Source organism: Frankia sp. Hr75.2 (assembly GCF_949319125.1).
Taxonomy (GTDB): domain Bacteria; phylum Actinomycetota; class Actinomycetes; order Frankiales; family Frankiaceae; genus Parafrankia; species Parafrankia soli.
The window spans coordinates 69,020-91,501 of the sequence record NZ_CASGGV010000144.1 but is presented as its reverse complement, the minus strand read 5'-3'; the positions used below and the strand labels follow the sequence as shown (position 1 = coordinate 91,501).

The following is a 22,482-nucleotide window of genomic DNA, read 5'->3' as shown; positions in this document are numbered from 1 at the left end:
GCCGGGCGGTGGGGTCAGAGCGGTGGGGTCAGAGCGGTGGCGTCAGAGTGGTGGGGTCAGGCCGTCGAGGAGCTCGAGGGCGACGAGGTCGTCGTAGGTCTCGCGGCGGCGGATGAGATCCGCCCGGCCGCCGCGGACGAGAACCTCGGCCGGCCGGAGCTGGCTGTTGTAGTTACTCGTCATAGTCATTCCGTAGGCACCCGCACTGAAGATCGCGATGAGATCCCCGGAAACCATCGCCGGCAGGGCCCGGCCTTTTGCCAGATAGTCGCTCGACTCGCAGATCGGGCCGACCACGTCGTAGTCGACGAGGTCATCGATCGACTGCTGGTCCCGTGAGCGGGGAACGGTGCTGTTCACCGGAGTCACCGGCCACATGAAGTGGTAGCTGTCGTACATCGCCGCGCGGACTATATGGGTCATCCCGGCGTCGATCACGACGAGCTCGCGGTCGCCCGCGCGCTTGCGGTAACGGACGGTGGCGAGCAGGATGCCGGCGTTGGCCGCGATCGTCCGGCCCGGTTCGAAGACGACCTGCCCGCCGCGGTCGACGAAGCCCTGCAGCCGGGGGCAGATCGCCTCCGCGAAGTCGTCCCAGCCCGGGGCGCTGCCCTCGGTGTACTCGGCGGGGAAGCCGCCGCCCACGTTGAGGGTGGTGACGCTGTGCCCGTCGGCCTCGAGCCCGGCGGTGAGCGCCAGGATGCGGTCGAGCGCCGTCGCGTAGACCCCCGGGTCGAAGATGGGGCTGCCGATGTGCACGTGGAAGCCCTCGGCGCGCAGGAATTCGTCGGTGGAGGCGGCCCGGAACAGCGCCGCGGCCCGTTCGATGTCGACCCCGAACTTGGCGCCGCGGATGGCGGTGGTGGTCCGGGCGGGGGTACGCATGTCCGGCGCGATGTCGGGGTTCACCCGGATCGCCAGGCGCGGCCGGCGGTCCTCCTCGCGCGCGACGCGCGCCAGCAGCTCGACCTCGGCCTCGGACTCGACGTTGATGCAGCGGATGTCGTGGCGGACCGCGGCGCGCAGCTCGTCGACGGACTTGCCCACCCCGGCCAGCACGATCCGCTCCGGGTCGACCCCGGCGACCAGCGCGCGGTGCAGCTCCCCGCCACTCACCGTGTCGATGCCGGCGCCCTGCCCGGCGAGCAGCCGGAGCAGGTGAACATTGCTCAGCGCTTTCGCGGAGAAACAGATGAGCGGGTTGATCGACTCGAATGCCTTCGCGAACCGCACATAGTGATCGACGAGGGTCGCCGCAGAGTAGACATAGGTCGGCGTACCGAATTTTTCGGCCACCTCGCGTAGCTCTGTCTGCTCACACCACAACGTGCCGTCGCGATAGGAGAACTCGTCCATCTGCATCCTCACCGTGATGGCCAGCGCCAGCCTGCCCGGCCCTTATCACCGGTCTCGGCGGTAAAGGCTCATTGAAGGCTACGGTACAGACCGCTCGCTTCCCCCTCGTGGATCTGCCGGTAGTGCCTGTGGACCTTCCGGCAGCGCTCGGCGGGCTCCGGTGTGCCGCCGTCGATCCGGCGGTGGGCGGGCCGGCGGCTGTCCGCCGCCGGCCCGTCGCCGGGTGTGGGACGCCCGGCGCGGGAGGCCGGGTGTCGGGGTCGGCTGCGCGACCGGCGCGTTCCCAAGGTCGAACTCGTGCTGAACGTGAGTTTTCCGGCGTTCGCCCGCTGTGCGAACAGTTCGTGACGCCGGCCCGGGTGCTTCGCCGGCGGGGGCGAAACGCCCTGGTAGGGCGATATGAAGAGGCGCGTGCAGTCCACGGGCGGCAGGTCCGGGGACTCCGGACGGCGCAGGGGAGATCTCGTGGGGCAAGTGGGACGTTCGGATCGCCGTCGGCGGACTGCTCGGGCGTCGGCCGCGGTCGTGACCGCGGCCCCGGCGGGACCGTCGCCCGCCGCGAAGTAGTCCCGCCGACAAGCGGGCCCGCCGCAAACCGGCAGGCCACCGGCCAGCCGGGATTCATCGGCGGGCCATTGCGGCCACCTGACGTCCGATTCCGGTCGCGTGGGCGGCTGGAACTCCACAACAGAGCAGAAGGGGTACCGATGTCGGGTACTGGGGGGAAGACCGCGGCGCGCAGAGCGACCCGCGTGTCGGCGGTCGTGGGTTCGGCGGTCATGGGCATCGCGCTGGCGGTGCCGTTCGCGGTCGCCGTCGGACCGGCGGCGTCGGCGGCGGCACCGGCGGTGTCCGCGGGCGGGGACGCGGCCAGGGGGGCCGGGCCGGCCGGATCGGCCGTGCCGACGGTGCTGTCCACCGCGACGCTGCCCGACATCCCGTTGGCCGACTTCTCCAACGGGCTGATCCGAGGATCGGTCGACACCGACCGCGGGGTCGACCTCGGCGGGATCGGCAGCGACCTGTTCCCGGCCGGCCGCCCGAACGAGTTCTGGACGATCACCGACCGGGGCCCGAACGGGCAGATCAAGATCGACGGCAAGAACCGGCGGACCTTCCCGGTGCCCGGCTTCGACCCGGCCATCGTGCGGGTCCGGGCCGACGGCTCGACGATCAAGGTGCTGGACGTGCTGCCGATCACCACCGCGCACGGCAGGCCGGTCACCGGGCTGTCGAACATCAACGGCTTCGACGAGACCCCGTACACCTGGGACGCCCAGACCCCGCTCCCGTTCAACCCGAACGGCCTGGACACCGAGGGCCTGATCCGTACCCGGTCCGGTGAGTTCTGGCTGGTGGACGAGTACAGCCCGTCGCTGCTGCGGGTGAGCGCGCGCGGCCAGGTCCTGGCCCGCTACATCCCCGCCGGCGTCAGTCTGACCGGGGCTGACTACCCGGTCGTCGCCTCGCTGCCGGGCGTCCTCGGCGGGCGCAAGATCAACCGTGGCTTCGAGGGCATCGCGCTGGCTCCGGACGGGCGCACGCTGTACCTCGCAGTGCAGAGCCCGCTGCAGCTGCCCGACGCCGACACCGGCAACGCCTCCCGCAACGTGCGGATCTTCCGGTTCGACACCGCCAGCCGCAAGGTGACCGGCGAGTACGTCTACCGCTTCGAGGACGTCGCCACCTTCGACCCGGACGCCGACGGCGACCCGTCCGAGATGAAGATCTCCTCGCTCGCCGCCGTGGACGGTAACACCCTGCTGGTCAACGAGCGGACCGACGCCGTCTCCCGGCTCTACAGCGTCGACCTGCGCCGGGCGACGAACATCCTCGGCAGCCGGTGGGACCGCACGGCGACCGCTCCGTCCCTCGAGTCGCTCGCCGACCCGGCGACGGCCGGCGTCACCGTGTTGCCGAAGCGTCTCGCTGTCGATCTCGAAGGCGTTGCGGGCATGCCGGACAAAATTGAGGGCATTGCGATCGTTGATCGACGGACGATCGCCGTCGCGAACGACAACGACTTCGGGCTCGGATCGTTCAACGAGGCCGGCCAGCTCGTGGATTCGGGTGTCGAGAGCAAGATTCTCCAGCTGCGGCTGAACCGACCGCTCGGCTGATTCCGGGCCTCGCCCGAGGCTCCGTTTCCGGGCCTGCTCCCAGCTCCGACCCGTTCGCCGCCCGTCGGTAGGTGGTCCTCGGCCGTAACACGCCGGCTACCTTTCATGCCCGACTGGCAGACGCTCCACCCGCTCCCACGGAAGCCTCTACGGTTCCACTATCCCAGTCGGGGGCGGGCGGCGACGAGGTCGGCGGCTCCTGGCGCCCCGCCCGTCGGCACACCTGCCCTGTGCGCCGGCGTGAATGCGGTAGATCCAGTACAGCGCAGGCCATCTAGCGAAACGGAGCGGTCATCGATGGGTGGAGAAGACGGCACCGTCTGCCCCCGGACAGGCGCGGCCACCGTGTCTGCGGCCGGCTCGGCCGAGGTCCTCACATCAACGCGATCCCAACGGGAGATGGCCGGCACTCTCCCGGGCTTCTCCGCTCGCCGCGGGTCCCGCGAATCATGAGCGGCCGGCACAGCGCCCGGCGCCGGGCCACCCGACGTCCCCACGTGCGCCGCGTCGACCGGGCCTACCGCGTCTACCGGGCCCACGTCGCCGACCGGGCATATCTCGCCGAGCGCGCGGACGTCGCCGACCGCAGGTCGGCGTTCCTCGCCACCACCGCGAGCCTGGCCGTGATCGTCGCCGCCTTCGGAATGCTGGGCCTGATGGCCCTCGGTACCGCGGCGTGACCGGCCCCCTGCCCGCGGGCCGGTGCGCCGGCGGCGTCGCGCCGCGGCGGCTGGAACGACCCAGGGAATCCCCCCGCCCGCGTCCGCGAATCCGGGCGAGCGTGCCGCTTACCCGCGGCTGCCTGATGCCGTCGGGGGTTCCCGCCCGACGTCGCGGGGGTGGTGCCCGCGAGATCTGAACCGTACTGCCCACGATCCAGCGGGGTGATGATCGGCGTAGTGCGGATCATCACCCCGCCGGGTGAGTGGCTCAGGCTTTGGCGGGCAGCTCGGCCTCGTCCGGGAGGAGATCCGCGGCGTTCTTCGCCGCGATGCTCCGCACGGCGTCGACGTCCCGCGGGAGCACGTACCCGCCGTCGACCGTGCGGTCGAGCGCTCCCGTTCCTACGAGTGACCAGCCCGGGACCGCCGCACGGACTGTTTCCGGTGCGGGTGCGGGTGCGGGTGTCAGCGGGCGGCGCCGGTGTTCGCGGTGGGGACGGCTTCGTCGCGGGCGGCCACCATCGCGCCGCGGTTGACCTTCGTCGCCTCGCTGCGGGGGATGGCGTCCACCAGCTCGACCGTCTTGGGGACCTTGTAGGGGGCGAGCCGGCTCTTCGCGTAGCTGATGACCTCGCTCGCGGTGGGCGGCGCCGCGGGGTCGGCCGGTTCGATCACGGCGTGCACCCGGCGGCCCCACTCGGGGTCGCGCAGGCCGATGACCACGACGTCGGCGATCTTGGGATGGTCGATGAGTGCGGCCTCGACCTCGGCGGGGAAGACGTTGGCGCCGCCACTGATGATCATATCGACGCGGCGGTCCACCAGGTGGAGGTAGCCGTTGCCGTCGAGGTAGCCGAGGTCGCCGGCGCTCTGGAAACCGTCCGCGGTCCGGTGCAGCTTCGGGGCGGCGCCGAGATAGTGGGAGCTGGTGTCGGAGCCCGGTGTCCGCAGGTAGATCTCGCCGATCTCGCCGGTGGGCAGCTCCTTGTCGTCGGCGTCGAGGATGCGCACCTCGGTTCCCCGGATCCCGCGGCCCACGCTGCCCTGGTGCTCCATCCACTCGTCGCCGCGCAGCGCGGTGAGGCCGAGGCCCTCGGTCATGCCGTAGACCATGTGGATCTTCTCGGCGCCGACCAGGCCGGCCCAGCGGTGCACCAGCGACGGCGGCATCGGCGCCGCGCCCTGCGTGAACCACCGGATGCTCGACAGGTCATGCCCGTCCACGCCGGGCAGGTCGGCGATGCGTTGCAGCATCGTCGGCGTGGCGGTGAAGGTGGTGATCCGGTGGCGCTCGATGACGTCGACGACGCGGGCCGCGTCGAACTTCTCCATCACCACCAGGTGGTCGCCACCGAGCAGGTTGTAGAGCGTGGTCAGCCCGTTGGCGTGGTACATCGGGGCCAGCACGAGCACCGTCTGCGGGCGCGGTACGGGGCCCCAGCTCTCAGCGAGCGGCGTGGCCATCCGCGCGACGTAGACGGACGGCCGGTCACTCACGATGACCTTGGGTGTGCCGGTGGAGCCGCTGCTGCAGATGCCGTGGATCTGCGGCGAGGTCGCGTCGGGCAGGTCGGGCACGTCGAGGCGCTCGGTCGAGTCGATCCACGCGAGGTCCTCGCCGCCGAGATGGACCCGGGGTTCGATGACCTCCTTGAGCCGGCCCAGCTCCCACTCCGGCACGTCCCAGCGCACCGGTATCGGCACCGCGCCGAGCTTCCACGCCGCGAACACGGCCAGAACGAACTGCGGCGAGTTGCGCAGTCCGAGCCCGAGGTGCTCGCCGAAGCCCAGGCCGCGCTCGGCCAGCGCACCGGCGAGCTGGCTGGAGCGTCGGTCGAGCTCGCGCCAGGTGAAGGCGGGCTCCCCGCCGTCGAGCGCGATGTGGCGCAGGGCCAGATCGTCGGGGCGCTCGGCGGCTAACTGCCGGATGCGCCGAGCACTGCTGACCTGTTCTTCCACGGCATGCTCCTCTGACCGGTCCTGGCAGCGGCGTGTCACGGGGGGACGTCGGTGGGACGTCGGATGGGGAGAGCCCCCGGCGCGTTCGCCGGCCCGGGGCATGGCGGCGCGCTGAGAGAGTTCAGCTGGTTCACGCGGGGGGTCGGAGCGTCGCACGGAGACCGCCGGGGGCCGCTCGGGGCACCGGGCCATGGCTGTCTCAGGCACGGCATTTGGCGGGTGAATGCATGCTTGCAACCCAGATGTGCGAAGTCAACCTCTAGTTTTTCGACACCGATGGACTTCCCAAAGACGAGAGTGTCGTTCTACAGTGACGCCGGACACGGTGGCGACGGAGCCGACGCGACGGAGATGGGGTGGCCGATGGAGGACAGCGCTTCGGAGGGCGCGTTCAAGGGCGTGCGGGTCGTCGAGCTCGCCCAGTGGGTCTTCGTGCCCGTGGCCGGCGCGCTCCTGGCTGACTGGGGCGCGGACGTCATCAGGGTCGAGCGCCCGGAGGGCGACCCGTACCGGGCGCTGGCGACCCAGGGGATCGGGACCGACGGCGGCGGGGTGAACCTCTCGGTCGCCCTGGCCAACCGGGGCAAGCGCTCGGTCGCGCTCGACCTGCGCGGCGAGCAGGGCAAGGCGATCCTCCACAAGATGCTGGAGACGGCGGACGTCTTCCTCACCAACTTCCGGCCGGGCGCGCTGCGCCGGCTGGGGCTCGACGCCGACGAGCTCACCCGCCGGTACCCCCGGCTGGTCTACGCCCGCGGGCACGGCTTCGGCGCCCGCGGGCCTGACGCCGACCATCCCGGCTACGACTCCTCGGCGTTCTGGGCCCGCGGCGGGATGGGGTACACGCTGACCCCCGAGGAGCGGGAGTACCCGATCAGCCAGCGGGGCGCGATGGGCGACCGCAACGGCGCGATGGCGCTGGCCTTCGGCATCGCCGCCGCCCTGCTGGGGCGCACCCGCACCGGCCGGGGCACGGTCGTCGACGTCTCCCTGCTCGCGACGGCCATGTGGACGCTGTCCTCCGACCTCCTCGTCGCGCTGACCGGGCAGGCCCCGCGCATCTCCAGCGGCCCCGGTGACGGCCCGAACCCGCTCGTGGGCGCCTACCGGACGAAGGACGGCCGGCACATCCAGCTGGTGTTCCTCGAGTCCGACCGCTACTGGGCGCCGTTCTGCGAGCTGATCGGGCGCGGTGACCTCGTCGCCGACCCGCGGTTCGCCGACCTGCGGGCCCGCGGCGAGAACCGGGTCGCCTGCCGGGCCGAGCTCGAGGCGGCGTTCGCGACCCGGACCTTCGAGGAGTGGAAGGACCTGCTCGCGGGCATCGACGCGCCGTGGGCCCCGGTGCAGTCCGTCCTGGAGCTGGTAGACGACCCGCAGGTGGTGGCGAACGGCTACGTCGGCGAGGTGCAGCTCGACGGCGGCGGCTCCTACCGATTACCAACTGTCCCCGTCCAGTTCGACTCCCAGCCCCCCGTGCCCCGGCGGGCCCCGGAGCACGGCGAGCACACCGAGTCCGTACTGCTCGAGCTCGGCTACACCTGGGAAGAGATAGCCGCCCTCACCGAGGCCGGAGCGATCCCGTGACGGCCGGCCCCGCGGCGGCGTCCGCACCGGCCGGCCCGGCGGGGGGGCCCGGCTCGGCCGGCCCGGCGGCGGCGCCCGAGCCGACGCGGCCGGTACCGGCGCCGGACGAGCGTTCGGCGCCGTACTGGGCGGCCGCGGCGCGGCACGTCCTCACTGTCGCCCGCTGCGCCCGCTGCTCCACCTACGTCGTGCCGCCGGACCACACCTGCCCGCACTGCGGCAGCACCGATCCCGGGTTCGCCTTCGAGCCGGTGAGCGGCAGGGGCACCGTGCGCTCCTGGACCGTGGTCCGCCAGTCGTTCCTGCCCGGCTTCCGCGGCGAAGTGCCCTTCCTCCTCGTCGACGTCGAGCTCGCGGAACAGCCTGAGCTGCGCGTCATCGGCCGGCTCCTGGACGGCCCCGACACCACCCTGCGCATCGGCGCACCGGTGGCGGTGGCCTTCGAGGACGTCGCCGACGGCGTCTCCGTCCCCGCGTTCGCCCTGGCCGAGCCGAGCGTCACTGGCCCCGGCGAGGTGCGGTCGTGAGCGCGCGGCCGGGCTCCAAGGGCCAGGTGGCAATCGTCGGCTACGCGCACAGCGACGTCACCCGGCACGCGGGACGTCCGCTCGGCGCGCTCGCCGTCGACACGGCACGTGCGGCGATCGCCGACGCCGGTCTCACCGCCGGGCAGGTCGACGGGTTCGTCACCTCGGCGCTGTTCCCGACCGCCGGCGCGCACGCGGCCGAGGACGGGGTCAGCCTGGTCTCCGCCGACTGGCTGGCCCAGCGTCTCGGCGGCTCGCCGCGGTACGTGGCCGGCTTCCAGGGCATCGGCCAGATCCCCGGCTCGGTGGCGCTGGCGGTGAACGCCGTGGCGAGCGGCGCGGCCGACTACGTGGTGATGCACCGCGCGCTGCACAACCCGAAGGGGAGCTACCACGCCAACCCGATGCGGACCGCCGGCGGCGCGCAGCAGTGGACGGTGCCGCAGGGCTTCTTCGGCCCGCTGTCGATGATCGCCCTGCCCTACAACGAGTACCTCCAGCGTTACGGTGCCAGCCGGGAGACGACGGCGGCCGTGGTCGCCGAGGCGCGCAAGAACGGCGCGCGCATCCCGTGGTCGTACTGGCACGACCGGCCGCTGACGACCGAGGAGTACCTGGCCGCGCCGCTGCTGAGCGACCCGATCTGCCGCTACGACTGCGACATCCCGGTCGACGGCGTCGCCGCCTTCGTCTTCACCTCGGCCGAGCGGGCCCGTGACCTGCCGCACCGCCCGGTGTACGTCGCCGGCCAGGCCTCCTCGGCGCCTCCTCGGCGCCGCCTGCCGCTGCACTGGCCGCTCGACGACATCATGGCCGGCGGCACCGCGCTGGCGAAGCGACTGTGGGAACAGTCCGGGGTGAGCCCCGCGGACGTCGACCTGCCGCAGGTCTACGACGGCTTCTCGCCGTTCGTCTACTTCTGGCTCGAGGTCCTCGGCCTGTGCCCGGTCGGTGAGGCGCACCGCTTCGTGCTGGACGGCGGGATCGACAGCGACCGCCCCGGCGCGCTGCCGGCGCTCTCCGGCGGCGGGGCCCTGGGCAACGGGCGGATGCATGGCATCCCGCAGATGCTCGAGTGCTACCTGCAGCTCGCCGGCCGGGCCGGGGAGCGCCAGCGCGAACGGGCGACCGTGGGCGTCGCCTGCGCGTCCTCGCCGCACTTCGGTGGCGCGGTCGTCTACAGCACCGCGCCCCGCTGACCCTGGCCTGCTGGCCCGGCCTGCTGACCCCGGCCTGCCGCACCTGAACCAGTCACCCGACGCCCCGTGTGGGCATGTGCACCGAGAAGGGAACGAGCCCGTGGCAGCGATCATCGCGGAGCGCCGCTCGTACGTGGCCGGCACCTGGGTCGAGGGCGACGAGGTCTTCGCCGTCGAGAACCCGGCCGACGAGACCTCGGTGGCCGACGTGGCGGCCACCCCCCTGCCCGAGATCGAGCGCGCGATCACCGAGGCCCGCCGCTCCTTCGACGAGGGCGTGTGGGCGGACCGCCCGCCGGCCGAGCGGGCGAAGGTGCTGGGCGCGTTCCTCGACTACTTCCAGTCCGCGCGGGCCGAGCTCGTCGCCACCATGGTCGCCGAGGCGGGCCAGCCCACCGGGTTCGCCGAGCGGGCGCAGTTCGGCGCCGGCCTCGGCCTGGCCCGCGGCACCATCGACCTCTACCTGTCGATGTCGCACGAGGAGGCCAACCCGGTACCGCTGGACGACCTCGTCCGGGCCGGGGCGAGCCTGAGCTTCCGCCGGCACGAGCCCGTCGGCGTCGTCACCGCGATCACCCCCTACAACGGGGCGATCATCATGGCGATGCAGAAGATCATCCCAGCGCTGATCGCCGGGAACTCGGTGATCCTGCGGCCCAGCCCGCTCACCCCGCTGTCGTCGCTGGTCTTCGGCGCGGCGGCGGAGGCGGCCGGGCTGCCGCCGGGCGTGCTCAGCGTGGTGGTGGAGGCCGGCGCCGCCGGTGCCGAGCTGCTGACCACCCACCGGGCCGTCGACATGGTCTCGTTCACCGGCTCGACCGTGGTCGGCCGGCAGATCCTCGCCCAGGCCGCCCCGACGGTGAAGCGGGTCGCCCTCGAACTGGGCGGCAAGTCGGCCCAGATCTACCTGCCCGACGCCGTCGGGAGGGCCACCGCCGGGGCCGTCGCGGTCGTCGCCGCCACCGCCGGCCAGGCGTGCGTCGCCGCCACCCGGATGCTGGTGCCGCGCGAGCGCAAGGACGAGGTCCTCGACGCGGTGTCGCGCGCCTACGGCGCCCTCACCGTCGGCCCGCCCACAGACCCGTCGGCGAAGCTCGGGCCGGTCATCAGCGCCGGCCAGCGCGACCGGTGCGAGCGCTTCGTCCGGCTGGCCGAGGAGAACGGCGGGAAGGTCGTCACCGGCGGCGGGCGGCCCGCCGGGCTGGAGCGCGGCTACTACTTCGAGCCGACCGTGCTCGACCTCCCCGACAACGCCAACCCCGCGGCCCAGGAGGAGATCTTCGGGCCGGTGATCAGTGTCCTGGGCTACCGGGACCTCGACGACGCCGTGCGGATCGCCAACGACAGCGACTACGGGCTGTCCGGCCAGGTCTACGGCGCCGACGTCGCCGCGGCGGTGGGCGTCGCCCGCCGGCTGCGGACCGGGGCGGTCAACGTCAACACCGCCGTGTTCAGCGCCTACGCGCCGGGCGGCGGCTACAAGCACAGCGGCCTCGGCCGCGAGCGCGGGCCGGACGGCATCCGCGCCTTCCAGGAAGTCAAGCACCTCGCCATCGGCGAGCTCCGCTGAGCTCGCTCCCGGACCGGAGGGAACCACTGATGACGTCATCACTGCCGCTGGACTGGCTGATCTCCGTCGACGACCACGTCCTGGAGCCGCCGAACCTGTGGACCGACCGGCTCCCCGCCAAGGACCACGACCGGGCCCCCCACATGGTGATCGACGACAAGGGAATGGACTGCTGGGTCTACGACGGCAAGCGCTTCCCGAGCTCCGGGCTGAGCGCCGTCGCCGGCAAGGAGAAGGAGGAGTTCAGCCCCGAGCCCCTCTCCTACGCCGAGATGCGGCCCGGCTGTTACGACGCGCGGGCCCGCCTGGAGGACATGGACCGGGCCGGCGTCCTGGCCTCGCTGTGCTTCCCGACGGTGACCCGGTTCTGCGGGCAGATGTTCTCCGAGGCGAGCGACCGCGAGTTCGGCCTGGTGTGCCTGAAGATCTACAACGACTGGATGATCGAGGAGTGGTGCGGCAGCGCTCCCGGCCGCTACATCCCGCTCACCCTCATCCCGCTGTGGGACCCGCAGCTCGCGGTGAAGGAGCTGGAGCGCTGCGCGGCGAAGGGGTCCACCACCTTCGCCTTCTCGGAGAACCCGGCCCCGCTGGGCCTGCCGACCATCCACGACCGCGACGGGTACTGGGAGCCGGTGATGGCTGCCGCGAACGACCTGGAGATGGTCGCGTCGATGCACGTCGGCTCCTCGTCGCAGGTGCCGAAGATCGCTCCCGACGCGCCGTTCATGGCGAACCTGACCTGGGGCGCGATGCGTACCTCGGGCGCCATGCTCTCCTGGCTGTTCAGCGGGATGTTCCAGCGGTACCCGAAGCTGAAGATCGCGCTCTCCGAGGGCGAGATCGGCTGGATGCCGTACTACCTGGAGCGCGCCGAGCAGGTGATCGACAAGCAGCGCCACTGGGTCAAGCGTGGTGTCCGCTTCAACGAGCACGCCGGGGCGGACGCCCTGGACCTGGACACCCTCGACATCCGCGCCAGCTTCCGTGAGCACGTGTTCGGCTGCTTCATCGACGACGCGCACGGCATCGCCAGCATCGACGAGATCGGCGAGGACAACATCATGTGCGAGACGGACTACCCGCACTCCGACTCGACCTGGCCGAACTGCATCGACGTCGTGAAGAACCGGATCGGCCACCTGTCAGAGGAGGTCCAGTACAAGATCCTGCGCGGCAACGCCGAGCGGCTGTACCGGTTCACGCCGGCCGAGCCGCCTGTGCTCGCGAAGGCCTGACATGGCAGGGCGGGCACCGCTCGCGGTCGTCGACCGCGAGCGGTGCATCGGCAGCGGCATGTGCGTGGACTACGCGCCGGGCACCTTCACCCAGGACGAGCAGGCCAAGGCGGTCGTCCTCGCCGAGGCCGACGACCCGGCCGACGTGGTGGGCATCGCCGTCGAGTCGTGCCCGACCGGCGCGCTGCGCCTGGCGCACGACGCGGGCCTGGCGCAGGACACAGGCCTGGCGCAGGACGGAACAGGAGCGTGACGAGCATGATGCTCGACGGCAAGATCGCCGTGGTGATGGGTGCCGGCTCAGGGGTCGGCCGCGCCTCGGCACTGCGGTTCGCAGAGGAGGGCGCCCGGGTGCTGTGCGCCGACATCCGGCCCGAGGGGATCAAGGAGACGGCGGCCGCGATCGAGGCGGCCGGCGGCACCGCGGCGGCAGCCGAGTGCGACGTCTCGAAGGAGGCCGACGTGGCCGCCGCGATCGAGGCGGCCGTGGCGCAGTTCGGCCGGATCGACATCGTCTTCAACAACGTCGGCGTCCCGACCCCGCGGCTGGGCGCGAAGCTGGAGGACCACACCGCCGAGGATTTCCAGCGGCTGGTCGCGGTCAACTTCGGGGGCGTGTTCAACGGCTGCAAGCAGGCCGTCCTGCAGTTCAAGCGGCAGGGCGGGGGCGGGGCGATCCTCAACACCGGGTCGGTCGCCGGCCTCGTCGCCTGGGGCGGCTCCGTCTACGGCGCCACCAAGGGCGCGGTGCACCAGCTGACCCGCGCGGTGGCCATCGAGGGCGCGCCGTTCGGCATCCGGGCGAACGCGATCTGCCCGGCCGGGATGCCGCACACCAACTTCATGGCCGCCGGCGGGCTCACCATCTCGGGGGACGCCCGGGAGAAAATGGTGGAGAACGTCGGGGCCACCCATCCGCTCGGCCGCCCGATCACGGCCGAGGACTGCGCCGAGGCCGCCGTCTACCTGGTCTCCGACCGCGCGCTCAACATCACCGGTGTGCTGCTGCCGGTCGACGGCGGATACGTGGCCAGGTGACCCGATGAGCACGACGGCCACTCTCGACCGCGAGCGGGTCCGGCAGCTGTTCGACCTGCGCAGCAGCTACAACGTGCACATGGGCGGCGGCTACCGGGAGGACCCGTACCCGGTCTGGCACCGGCTGCGCGAGCAGGCCCCGGTGCACCCGGGGATCGTCCACGAGCTGACCGGCTTCGACGGCCCGGCGATGTTCTCCGGTCTGCCGTACCCCGACCGCCCGCACTTCTCCGCCTTCAGCTACGCCGCGTGCGACGCCGCCTACCGCGATCCCGAGGTGTTCGCGTCGGCGGCCGGGCCGGTGGATCCCAACAACGGCCCGTACGGCGCGACGAACAGCATGCTGTCGATGGGCGGGAGGCAGCACCGCCGGTACCGGGGGCTCGTGCAGCCCTCGTTCGTGCCGGGCAAGGCGAAATGGTGGATCAGCAACTGGATCGAGGAGACCGTCGACCTGCTCATCGACGGGTTCGTCGACGCGGGGCGGGCCGAGCTGAACGTGGACTTCTGCGCGGCCATCCCGGTGCTCACGATCACCAGCAGCTTCGGCGTGCCCGTCGACCAGGCGCTCGACATCCGTGCCGCGCTGACCAGGCCCGACGAGATCGTGCGGATGCTCGAGCCGATCGTCGCCGCCCGGCGTGCGGACCCGCAGGACGACCTGATCAGCATCCTCGTGCAGGCCGAGATGACCGACGAGAACGGGGTCACGCACCGACTCACCGACGCCGAGATCTACTCCTTCTCGGTGCTGCTGCTGACCGCCGGCTCCGGCACCACCTGGAAGCAGATGGGCATCACGCTCACCGCGCTGCTGCAGCACCCCGAGGCGCTGGCCGCGGTGCGCGCCGACCGCTCGCTGCTCCGGCCGGCGATCGAGGAGTCGCTGCGGTGGTCACCCACCGACCCGATGTTCTCCCGCTGGGTGACCGAGGACGTCGACTTCTTCGGCGTGCACATGCCGGCCGGGTCGGTGCTGCACCTGTGCATCGGCGCGGCCAACCGCGACCCGGCCCGCTGGGACCGCCCGGACGAGTACGACATCACCCGCGCCCTGCGGCCGTCCTTCGCCTTCGGCGGGGGCGCCCACGTCTGCCTGGGCATGCACGTGGCCCGCGCCGAGATGCGGGTCGGGATCGGGGCGCTGCTCGACCGGCTCCCCGACCTGCGCCTCGACCCCGACCGCGAGGCACCCCGCTTCATCGGCATGTACGAGCGAGGCGCGACCGAGATCCCCGTCGTCTTCGGGTGACCCCGAGACCTCGGGGGTGAGGAGACATCCCATGAGCGAGACCGGCTACACCGCCCCGGACCTGAGTCTGCGCGGGGCCGAGCACATCGCGCGTTACCGGGAGACCGACGGTGAGGTCGGCTACCTCTGGAACGGTGTGCCGACCCTGCTGCTGACCACGGTCGGCCGGCAGTCAGGCGAGAAGCGCACCTCCGCCCTGATCTTCGCGCGGGACGGGGACGACTACCTCGTCGTGGCGTCCACCGGCGGAGCGCCGAAACACCCGGCCTGGTACTGGAACCTGACGGCGCATCCCGAGGCCGAGATCCAGGTCCGTGGCCTGCACCTGCCGGTGGTGGGCCGGACGGCGTCCGAGGACGAGAAGCCCCGGCTCTGGAAGATCGTGACCGCGAGCTGGCCCAACTACGACGTGTACCAGACCCGCACGGACCGGGTCATCCCGGTCGTCGTCCTCACCCCGTCCTGAGAAGCCGGCCTGCTGCCGCGATCGCGATGAAAGGAGCAGTACGGATGAGCGTCGCACCGGTCTTCTCCAAGGGCCGCGACCTCGACGCCACGGTCGAGGTCCTGCGCCCGTGGCTCGCGGCCCGATTAGGCGTCGACGACGTCACGCTGGGCGAGCTGACCTATCCGACCGGGGCCGGGGTCTCCAACGAGACGATCCTGCTCGAAGCCCGCTCGGCGGGCCGCGTCGACGACCTGGTCCTGCGGATCGGGCCCAGGCCCGAACACCAGATGTTCCTCGACCCCCGGTTCCGGATGCAGTACGACCTGCTGGCCGCCCTGCGCCGCAACGGCTCGGTGCGCGTCCCGGAGACGCTGTGGTTCGAGGACGACGCCGCGCTGCTCGGGCAGCCGTTCTTCGTGATGCGCCGGATGCGCGGCCGGGTGCCGGTCAGCATGCCGGTCTACAACAAGACGGGGTGGCTGACGGAGGCGACACCCGCCCAGCGGCGGACCCTGTGGGAGAGCGCGATGCACCAGTTCGCCGCCATCCACATGATGCCTGTGGACGAGGTGGGCTTCGTCGACCTCGCCGAGCTGGGCAGCACCGGCCCCGAGCAGCAGCTCACCTACTGGAACCGCTTCGCGGCGTGGGCGCTCGAGGACGAGGTGCCCGATGCCGTGCGCACCCTGTTCGAGTGGCTGGCCGCGAACCGGCCCGCCGAGCCCGTGCCGGGCCTGTCCTGGGGCGACGCCCGGATCGGCAACATGATGTTCGGCGACGACTTCGAGGTCGTCGGCGTCATGGACTGGGAGCAGGCGTCGCTGGCCGGCCCGACGGCCGATCTCGGCTGGTGGCTGCACTTCGACGAGATCCACAGCTCCTTCCAGGGCGTGCCGCGCCTCGACGGTCTCGGCACCCGGCAGGAGACCATCGACCTCTGGGAGGAGCTGACCGGCCGGCGGGTCGAGAACCTGCTCTGGCACGAGGTCTTCGCCTGCGTCAAAACGGCCCTGCTCGGCCTGCACACCCGTCGGTCGATGCGGCTCCCGCTGGCGGGCAGGTCGGAGCGCGGCCCCTACCTGGAACGCGCCTACCGCCTGCTCGACCTCGACCCGGAGGAACTGTCATGAGCATCCCGGGCGGCCCCGCGCCATGGGACGAGGAGGTCGTGCGATCGCCCGAGTGGCTCACCGCGGTACTGGGTGAGTCGTGGCCCGGGGCGGTCGTCACCGGCACGACGGTGACGCAGCGGCTGCAGACCGTCGCGACGAAGGTGCGCTTCCAGGTCGAGTACGCGCAGGCGGTCGACGGCGCGCCGGCGGCGCTGTGCGCCAAGGGGTACTTCAACCCCGCCGTGCGCGGGCGAGGCACCCGCGTCGAGGCCGACTTATACCGGCAGTGGGCCTCCACCCTGCCGGTGCGGACCCCGCCGTGCGTGCACGCCGCGGTCGACGAGGAGACGAACCACGCGCTCGTCCTGATGGAGGACCTGGTCGAGGCCGGTGCCACCTTCCTCGACCCGCTCGTGGGCTACGACGCCGAACAGGCCACCGGCACGCTCGACCAGCTCGCGGCGCTGCACGCGGCGACCTGGGAGGACAAGGGCGAGCTGACGGCCGCGTTCCCGCCCCGGCTCGCGTCGCTCGCCCGGGTCCTGGCGCCCGAGCAGCTCCAGACCCAGCTCGACGACGGCCGGGTGCCGGCGGTGCCGGATGACGTCCGCCGCGCGGACCGGCTGCTGGCGGCGATGGGCAGACTGGCCGGGATCAGTGACCAGCCGCGTTGTCTCGTCCACGGAGACCTGCACACCGGCAACGTCTACGAGCTGGCCGACGGTTCCCCGGGGCTCATCGACTGGCAGGTCGCCCAGCACGGCGTGTGGGCGTTGGACGTCGGCTACCACCTGGCGGCGGTCCTGGACCCCGATGAGCGGGCCCGCTCGGAGCGTGACCTGCTCGACCACTACCTCGGCCGGCTGGCCGCACACGGCGTCACCCCGCCCGCGCGCGACGACGCCTGGTGGGCGTACCGGGCTCACCTGCCGTACGGCTTCTACCTGTGGGCGATCACCCGGGCGGTGGACCGCCCGATCGTCGAGCACCTGACCGCCCGACTCGGCCTCGCCGTGGCCCAGCACGGGAGCCTGGACCTGCTCGGAGTCTGACAGCCGCCCGTCTCCGGCGCCCCCCGTGGCTGCTGGAGACGGGCGTGCCCGCGTTCGGGGCCGGGCTGTGAGGCTGGTGTCTACCGCGCGGCCTGTGGCAGCGGTCGCTTCCGCGCGGCCGCGGGAGCCTGCTGCGGCAGGACAGTCTGAACGGCGGGAGTCGCCGATTCCGGCGGCGGATGCGTCCGGGCCGGCTCGGCGGGCTGCTCCGCCTCCGGGCTGCCGCCGAGGGCTGCCAGGCAGAAGGACCACAGGTAGTCGCCGATCGACTCGGCCGTCTCGTCCGTTCTGGCGAACGCATAGTGGTGGTAGACGGAGGTCACCAGTCGGGCGACCACCGTGGCGTCGCGCTCGATGTGCCGCGGGGCGAGCAGGCCGGCCTCCTGCGCCGCGGTCAGCTCGCGGGCGACCAGGTCGGCGAACGGCCGGGTCGCGTGCGCCAGCTCCTCCGGGTACAGCTGGTGCAGGCGCCAGTGCTCGGCGGGGATGAACCGGGCCCCGGCACCCTCCCAGCCCGGCGCGTTCAGCGACGACACCGCGGACCGCACGTAGTGGCGCAGCCGGGCGACCGGGCCCGGCAGGTGCTGCGCGGACGCCTCGTAGCGCGCGGTCTGGTTGGCGATGATGTCCTCGATGACGGCCAGCAGCAGCTGATCCTTGCCGGTGAAATGCCGGTAGAAGGTCTGCGTCGCGATGCCGGCTTCCTTCACGAGCTCCTGCGTCGTGAAGCGGGCGCCGTTGAGCAGGATGAGTCGCTCGGCGGCCTCGACGATGACCTTCGCCTGCCGCATGCTGCGCGATCTCGAACGCTGGACCGACGGCGAGCGGTCGGCGGCGCGTTCGGCCCAGGACACTCTCCGACGTTACCAGTGTCGGCGTTCACACCGTTCGTCCCCGAGGGATCTCCGTGCGCACCGCACCTGTATTCCCGCCCGCCCGGTCCGCCCCTGTCGCGACCGGACCGCAGCCGGAGCGCGACCGACCACGACCGGGCCGGACTCGGGGCCATGGTGGCGCAGGTCACACCGGTATTCGTCGTTTGTGTGGGCTTGGCCGGGCGACTAAGACTGTCTTCTGGAAAGTGCCAGTGGACGCCGTGCCTGTGAACGCGACGAGGAGATCTACGACAGTGGCCGAATTATACTGGGATCCCTTCGACGAGGTGATCGACGTCAATCCGTACCCGCTCTGGAAGCGGATGCGTGACGAGGAGCCCGTCTACCGCAACGACAAGTTCGACTTCTACGCGCTTTCCCGGCACGCCGACATCGACGCCGCCCACGTCAACGCGGACACCTACAGCTCCGCGCACGGCACGATCCTGGAGATCATGACGCCGGAGCCGATGCCGCCCGGCTTCATGATTTTCACGGATGCCCCGGCCCACCACCTGCTGCGGTCGCTGGTGTCCCGCGCCTTCACCCCGCGCCGGATCGCCGCGCTCGAGGAGCACATCCGCGTCCTGTGCGCGGAGATGCTCGACCCGCAGATCGGCGCGGGCGGGTTCGACTACATCAGTGACTTCGCCGCGCAGCTCCCGTCGAAGGTGATCTCCCAGCTGATCGGGGTCGACCCGGCAGACCGGGAGGAGGTCCGCAGGACCATCGACCTGACCTTCCACATCGAGGAGGGCGTCGGGATGGTCAACGAGACCTCCCACGCCGCCACGATCAAGCTGCGCACCTACTTCGCCGGGCTGATCGAGGACCGCCGCAGGTCGCCGCGTGACGACATGATCACCGGTCTCGCCGAGGCCGAGGTCACCGACGGGAACGGCGAGCGCCGCAGGCTGACCACGCCGGAGGCGGCGTCGGTCACGAACGAGATCGTCAGCGCCGGGACGGAGACCGTCGCCCGGCTGCTCGGCTGGGCGTGTGTGCTGCTCGAGGCCCATCCCGACCAGCGGGCCGAGCTGGCCGCCGACCCGTCGCTGTTGTCGAACGCCGTCGAGGAGACGTTGCGGTACGAGGCGCCGTCCCCGGTGCAGGGCCGCATGCTCAAGAACGACGTCGAGCTGCACGGGACGACGATCCCGACGGGCGCGAAGGTTCTGCTGCTCACCGGATCGGCCGGCCGGGACGGGCGCAAGTACACCGACCCGGACCGTTACGACATTCACCGTAAGTTCGACGGCCACGTGGCGTTCGGCCGCGGCGCCCACTTCTGCCTGGGCGCGGCGCTGGCCCGGATGGAGGGCCGGATCGGGATCGAGGAGACCCTGCGCCGCTTCCCGAACTACCAGGTCGACCACGACAGCGCGGTGCGGCTGCACACCAGCACCGTGCGCGGGTACGAGCACCTGCCGCTCGTCGTCTGAGCGTCGTCCCGGTCCGGGAGGCCACGTCAGGGATCCTCCCGGACCGGGGTGGAGCCGGCGGGCTCAGGCGGGTGGTGGCGGCGGCTGGCTGAAGCCGGCGATGAGAGCGGTGATGTCCTCGGTGACGACGTCGGCGAACGACCGCGGCGCGTACGCGCCGGCCGCCCAGTGGCGGGCGCCCTCGCTGACCAGCGACTGCGCCAGCCGAGCCAGCCGCGCCGCGTCGACGTGACCGGGCAGCGCGCCGTCCGCCACCGCGCGGTCGAACAGGTCACCGAAGATCAGCGGGGCCGGCTCCGGGGGCACCTCGCCGGCCAGCGCCCGGTGCTCGTGTCGGTAGCTCTCGAGGATGGTCTCGATGATCAGCTCGGGCGGGTTGCGCCGCATCGACCGCTCGAGGCCGCCCAGCGTCGCCGCGACGACGGCGGTGACGTCGTACGGCCCGCGCAGCAGCTCGTGCGCGGTGCGGCGGGCGCCGCGGGTGGAGAGCACACCGATCTCAAGGAGGACGTCCTCCTTGCGCGGGAAGTAGAAGTAGAACAGCCCCTTGGAGACCCCGGCCGCCCGGCAGATGTCGGCGACCGTGGTCGCCGCGTAGCCGTTCGCGCGCCACAGCGCCACGGCCGCCTGCACCAGGGCGCGTTTCGTCTCGTGCGAGCGCGCCTGCTGGTAGGAGGCCCGGCGCTGACTGCGGTCAGCGCCCGTGCCGGCTGCTCCGGTGGGCACAGATCAATTCTACCGGCCCAGTTCCAGCGGCGATGAGAACAGATGAGAACAGTTGACGCATTTCCGCCGGCACGGCTAGCGTTCCCCCGCGTCGCGGGACTGGCCGCTGTTGCGGAGCTCGGTCCCGGTCAACCCAAGCCCGCGGGTCCGGCCGGAGCCGCGTCAGACCCGAGGAGCGGACCGTGACCACCTCGCCCACCACCCCGCCCACCGCCGTCAACCCGGACGTCCTGCCCGGCGTTGCGCGCCAGATCGGCTACATCGTCCGCGACCTCGACGAGGCGATCGCCTCCTGGCTGAGCCTGGGCGTCGGCCCCTGGTACGTGCTGCGGGAGCACCCGCAGGCGGGGCTCTTCCGCGGCAAGGACTGCGAGGTGACCATGTCGGTCGCCTTCTCCAACACCGGCGACATGCAGGTCGAGCTGATCCAGCAGCACGGTGACGCGCCCAGCATCTACACCGAGTTCCTCGAGTCCGGGAAGGAGGGCTTCCACCAGCTCGCCTGGTGGGCCCCGGACTTCGACGCCACCATGAGCTCGATCGAGGCCGCGGGCTGGCCGATCGTCTGGACCGGCGGCGGTGACGGCGCGACCCGTTACGCCTACTTCGAGCCGCCCGCCGGCCCGGCCACCATCATCGAGATCATGGAGCTGAACCCGGCCACGGAGGGCATGGCCAAGTTCGTCCGCGCCGCCACCGAGGGCTGGGACGGCACCGACCCCGTCCGCACCCTCGGCGTCTGAACACATCCCGAGTGGGAGATCATCGTCCCGGTGCGGCGATCTCCCACTGGCCGTGGTGAGGGTGGTGCCCGGGGTCCGAACTGTCCCGAGCGGGAGATCACTTCACCAGGGTGGCGATCTTCCGCTGGGCCGCGGTGAGGGTGGTGCCGGGGTCGGCTCCTGTCATGATTGCGACCACCTCGTCGTTCAGCGCGTCGTGGACCTCGCCGCCGCGCTCACCGCCCCAGGTCGGCGCCTGGACGAGATCCGGAATCAGCGCGTCGAACTGGGTCAGCTCCGGGAACTCCCGGTAGAACGGCGCGAGCTGCCTGCGGGCCTCGGTGTCGACCGGCAGGAAGCTGAACGCCTCGGTGCCGGCGGCGATCACGTCCGGGGCGAGCAGCGCGACGACCAGCTCGGTGGCCATCTCCCGCTGGCAGCGGTCCGTCGACAGTACGGACAGCCCGTTGCCGCCCGCGACGGGGTGCTGAGTGCCCCCGGGCAGGGTCGGGAACGGGGCGACACCCACCTTGAAGCCCTGCGCGCCCTGATCATGGACGTAGCGCAGCCCCGCGGCCAGCGACGGCAGGGTGACCGCGCTGATCGCCGTCTCTTGCCGGATGCCGAAGCGCAGCAGGCCCTGCGTGGTCGGGTCGCTCGACTGTGTTCCGTAGGTGCCCACCTTGGCCAGGAACGCGGCGGCCTCGCGGACGGCCGGGCTGGTCAGGTCGGGCTGGCCGTCCGCCTTCATCGCGGGGGTGTTCTTCGAGCTGGCCAGCGTGGTCAGGTACCACTGGGCGAACCCGCCCGTCGGCAGGTCGATCGGCTGGATCTGCTGACCGGAGTTCCTGATCCGCTCGGCCGCGGCGAGCACCCCCGTGGTCGTGCCCAGCGTCTTCGGGTCGACCCCGGCCTTCGCCAGGACGTCCGCGTTGTAGACGAGTGCGAGCGTGGACACCTGCTGCGGCACCGCGACGAGCCGGCCGCCGTACTCGCCGAGCGGCAGGAACCGCTGGTCGTAGGACGCCCGCAGCAACCGGGGCGACAGCGGCTGCGCGCCGAGCTTGTCGGCGAAGGTCGGCAGCAGGTCGAAGCCGGCGACCGCGACGTCCGCCGGGCGCCCGGCGGCCCGGTCCGCGCTGATCTGCTGGACGAGCTGGGGGTAGCCGGTCGCGTCGGCCGTGAGCTCGACGGTCAGGCCGGGATGGGCCTTCTCCATGTACGCCTTGCCCGACTTCGCCGCGTCGTTGAGCGACCCCAGGGCGAACATCCGCAGCGTCTTCACCGCGGCGGCGCACTCCGGCGACGCCTTCGCGCCGGCGACGTCGTCCACGTTCGCGGTCGCCGGCCGTGCCGTCGGGCGCAGGCTCTCGGCCGGATCGGTGGCCGCGCCGGAGCCGCCGCCGCAGCCCGCGAGCAGGCCGACCGTGACCGTCCCGGCGAGCAGCGCGCCCAGCGGCCCGGCGCGGCGTGGGGACGAGCCGGCCCGGCGGGTGCCCGGGCCGCGTGGGTCCAGGTGCCGTGGGCGGGGTTCTGACACGTTCCCGAGCATCGTCGCTCCCTTCGGTGGGCATGCCCTCGGTCCGCTGCGGGTGCC

The 22,482-nt window shown here is 72.0% G+C and carries 20 protein-coding genes; 15 read left to right on the top strand and 5 right to left on the bottom strand.

The window, feature by feature from the left end:
- Positions 1-42: 42 nt before the first annotated feature.
- Positions 43-1,362, bottom strand: coding sequence for a diaminopimelate decarboxylase (gene lysA, locus AC559T_RS12720; protein ID WP_498868829.1), 1,320 nt, complete (start codon positions 1,360-1,362; stop codon positions 43-45).
- A gap of 746 nt (positions 1,363-2,108) precedes the next feature.
- Between lysA and AC559T_RS12715 the strand changes: the two genes are divergently transcribed.
- Together AC559T_RS12715 and AC559T_RS12710 are read left to right on the top strand one after the other, a co-directional pair.
- A complete protein-coding gene (locus tag AC559T_RS12715) occupies positions 2,109-3,476 on the top strand; it encodes an esterase-like activity of phytase family protein (RefSeq protein ID WP_498868828.1) in 1,368 nt (455 codons plus the stop codon).
- Positions 3,477-3,925: 449 nt separating this feature from the next.
- Positions 3,926-4,156 (top strand): hypothetical protein, encoded by a 231-nt coding sequence (locus AC559T_RS12710; protein WP_071060003.1) that lies wholly within the window; start codon positions 3,926-3,928, stop codon positions 4,154-4,156.
- 447 nt (positions 4,157-4,603) lie between these two features.
- Here AC559T_RS12710 and AC559T_RS12705 read toward each other — a convergent pair whose 3' ends face one another.
- A complete protein-coding gene (locus AC559T_RS12705) occupies positions 4,604-6,097 on the bottom strand; it encodes a class I adenylate-forming enzyme family protein (RefSeq protein ID WP_498868827.1) in 1,494 nt (497 codons plus the stop codon).
- Between the two features lie 363 nt (positions 6,098-6,460).
- On the opposite strand from AC559T_RS12705, the gene AC559T_RS12700 reads away from it, so the two are divergent.
- The 11 genes from AC559T_RS12700 to AC559T_RS12650 all read left to right on the top strand — a co-directional run bounded on the left by AC559T_RS12700 (position 6,461) and on the right by AC559T_RS12650 (position 17,120).
- Positions 6,461-7,684 (top strand): CaiB/BaiF CoA transferase family protein, encoded by a 1,224-nt coding sequence (locus AC559T_RS12700; protein ID WP_041255379.1) that lies wholly within the window; start codon positions 6,461-6,463, stop codon positions 7,682-7,684.
- On the top strand, positions 7,681-8,211 hold the full coding sequence (locus tag AC559T_RS12695; RefSeq protein WP_498868826.1) for a Zn-ribbon domain-containing OB-fold protein: 531 nt from the start codon (positions 7,681-7,683) through the stop codon (positions 8,209-8,211). The genes AC559T_RS12700 and AC559T_RS12695 overlap by 4 nt, the downstream gene beginning before the upstream one ends.
- The gene (locus tag AC559T_RS12690) at positions 8,208-9,410 is read left to right on the top strand and encodes a thiolase family protein (protein ID WP_071060006.1); all 1,203 of its coding nucleotides are present in this window, start codon (positions 8,208-8,210) and stop codon (positions 9,408-9,410) included. Before AC559T_RS12695 ends, AC559T_RS12690 begins: the two co-directional genes overlap by 4 nt.
- Before the next feature lie 100 nt (positions 9,411-9,510).
- Complete coding sequence (locus AC559T_RS12685; protein ID WP_112107318.1) at positions 9,511-10,980, top strand: aldehyde dehydrogenase family protein; 1,470 nt, start codon at positions 9,511-9,513, stop codon at positions 10,978-10,980.
- A gap of 29 nt (positions 10,981-11,009) precedes the next feature.
- Positions 11,010-12,218: an amidohydrolase family protein gene (locus AC559T_RS12680; RefSeq protein WP_498868825.1), complete on the top strand. Its 1,209-nt coding sequence runs from the start codon at positions 11,010-11,012 to the stop codon at positions 12,216-12,218.
- 1 nt (position 12,219) lies between these two features.
- The gene (locus tag AC559T_RS12675; protein WP_112107321.1) at positions 12,220-12,471 is read left to right on the top strand and encodes a ferredoxin; all 252 of its coding nucleotides are present in this window, start codon (positions 12,220-12,222) and stop codon (positions 12,469-12,471) included.
- 5 nt (positions 12,472-12,476) lie between these two features.
- Entirely contained in the window at positions 12,477-13,256 is a 780-nt protein-coding gene (locus tag AC559T_RS12670) for an SDR family NAD(P)-dependent oxidoreductase (protein WP_071060074.1), read from the top strand.
- Between the two features lie 4 nt (positions 13,257-13,260).
- Positions 13,261-14,508, top strand: a complete 1,248-nt coding sequence (locus tag AC559T_RS12665; protein WP_498868824.1) for a cytochrome P450 — start codon at positions 13,261-13,263, stop codon at positions 14,506-14,508.
- 31 nt (positions 14,509-14,539) lie between these two features.
- Entirely contained in the window at positions 14,540-14,974 is a 435-nt protein-coding gene (locus tag AC559T_RS12660) for a nitroreductase family deazaflavin-dependent oxidoreductase (RefSeq protein ID WP_071060011.1), read from the top strand.
- Positions 14,975-15,018: 44 nt separating this feature from the next.
- Positions 15,019-16,086 carry a phosphotransferase family protein gene (locus tag AC559T_RS12655; protein ID WP_498868823.1) on the top strand — a complete coding sequence of 356 codons (1,068 nt, stop codon included), beginning with the start codon at positions 15,019-15,021 and terminating at the stop codon, positions 16,084-16,086.
- The gene (locus AC559T_RS12650) at positions 16,083-17,120 is read left to right on the top strand and encodes a phosphotransferase (protein ID WP_498868822.1); all 1,038 of its coding nucleotides are present in this window, start codon (positions 16,083-16,085) and stop codon (positions 17,118-17,120) included. The genes AC559T_RS12655 and AC559T_RS12650 overlap by 4 nt, the downstream gene beginning before the upstream one ends.
- Before the next feature lie 80 nt (positions 17,121-17,200).
- On the opposite strand, the gene AC559T_RS12645 is transcribed toward AC559T_RS12650, so the two are convergent.
- Entirely contained in the window at positions 17,201-17,911 is a 711-nt protein-coding gene (locus AC559T_RS12645) for a TetR/AcrR family transcriptional regulator (RefSeq protein WP_071060075.1), read from the bottom strand.
- A gap of 338 nt (positions 17,912-18,249) precedes the next feature.
- On the opposite strand from AC559T_RS12645, the gene AC559T_RS12640 reads away from it, so the two are divergent.
- The gene (locus AC559T_RS12640; protein WP_071060014.1) at positions 18,250-19,437 is read left to right on the top strand and encodes a cytochrome P450; all 1,188 of its coding nucleotides are present in this window, start codon (positions 18,250-18,252) and stop codon (positions 19,435-19,437) included.
- Between the two features lie 63 nt (positions 19,438-19,500).
- On the opposite strand, the gene AC559T_RS12635 is transcribed toward AC559T_RS12640, so the two are convergent.
- Positions 19,501-20,163, bottom strand: a complete 663-nt coding sequence (locus tag AC559T_RS12635) for a TetR/AcrR family transcriptional regulator (protein ID WP_498868821.1) — start codon at positions 20,161-20,163, stop codon at positions 19,501-19,503.
- Positions 20,164-20,345: 182 nt separating this feature from the next.
- Here AC559T_RS12635 and AC559T_RS12630 point away from each other — a divergent pair, with 182 nt between their 5' ends.
- Entirely contained in the window at positions 20,346-20,906 is a 561-nt protein-coding gene (locus AC559T_RS12630) for a VOC family protein (RefSeq protein ID WP_071060015.1), read from the top strand.
- 97 nt (positions 20,907-21,003) lie between these two features.
- Here AC559T_RS12630 and AC559T_RS12625 read toward each other — a convergent pair whose 3' ends face one another.
- Complete coding sequence (locus tag AC559T_RS12625; protein ID WP_235014227.1) at positions 21,004-22,437, bottom strand: extracellular solute-binding protein; 1,434 nt, start codon at positions 22,435-22,437, stop codon at positions 21,004-21,006.
- Between the last annotated feature and the right edge of the window lie 45 nt (positions 22,438-22,482).

Excerpts from the sequence above, each read along its gene's own strand:
- lysA (WP_498868829.1), bottom strand. The coding sequence starts at position 1,362 with ATGCAGATGGACGAGTTCTCCTATCGCGACGGCACGTTGTGGTGTGAG.
- AC559T_RS12710 (WP_071060003.1), top strand. The coding sequence starts at position 3,926 with ATGAGCGGCCGGCACAGCGCCCGGCGCCGGGCCACCCGACGTCCCCAC.
- AC559T_RS12700 (WP_041255379.1), top strand. The coding sequence starts at position 6,461 with ATGGAGGACAGCGCTTCGGAGGGCGCGTTCAAGGGCGTGCGGGTCGTC.
- AC559T_RS12680 (WP_498868825.1), top strand. The coding sequence starts at position 11,010 with ATGACGTCATCACTGCCGCTGGACTGGCTGATCTCCGTCGACGACCAC.
- AC559T_RS12675 (WP_112107321.1), top strand. The coding sequence starts at position 12,220 with ATGGCAGGGCGGGCACCGCTCGCGGTCGTCGACCGCGAGCGGTGCATC.
- AC559T_RS12670 (WP_071060074.1), top strand. The coding sequence starts at position 12,477 with ATGATGCTCGACGGCAAGATCGCCGTGGTGATGGGTGCCGGCTCAGGG.
- AC559T_RS12665 (WP_498868824.1), top strand. The coding sequence starts at position 13,261 with ATGAGCACGACGGCCACTCTCGACCGCGAGCGGGTCCGGCAGCTGTTC.
- AC559T_RS12660 (WP_071060011.1), top strand. The coding sequence starts at position 14,540 with ATGAGCGAGACCGGCTACACCGCCCCGGACCTGAGTCTGCGCGGGGCC.
- AC559T_RS12655 (WP_498868823.1), top strand. The coding sequence starts at position 15,019 with ATGAGCGTCGCACCGGTCTTCTCCAAGGGCCGCGACCTCGACGCCACG.
- AC559T_RS12650 (WP_498868822.1), top strand. The coding sequence starts at position 16,083 with ATGAGCATCCCGGGCGGCCCCGCGCCATGGGACGAGGAGGTCGTGCGA.
- AC559T_RS12645 (WP_071060075.1), bottom strand. The coding sequence starts at position 17,911 with ATGCGGCAGGCGAAGGTCATCGTCGAGGCCGCCGAGCGACTCATCCTG.
- AC559T_RS12625 (WP_235014227.1), bottom strand. The coding sequence starts at position 22,437 with ATGCTCGGGAACGTGTCAGAACCCCGCCCACGGCACCTGGACCCACGC.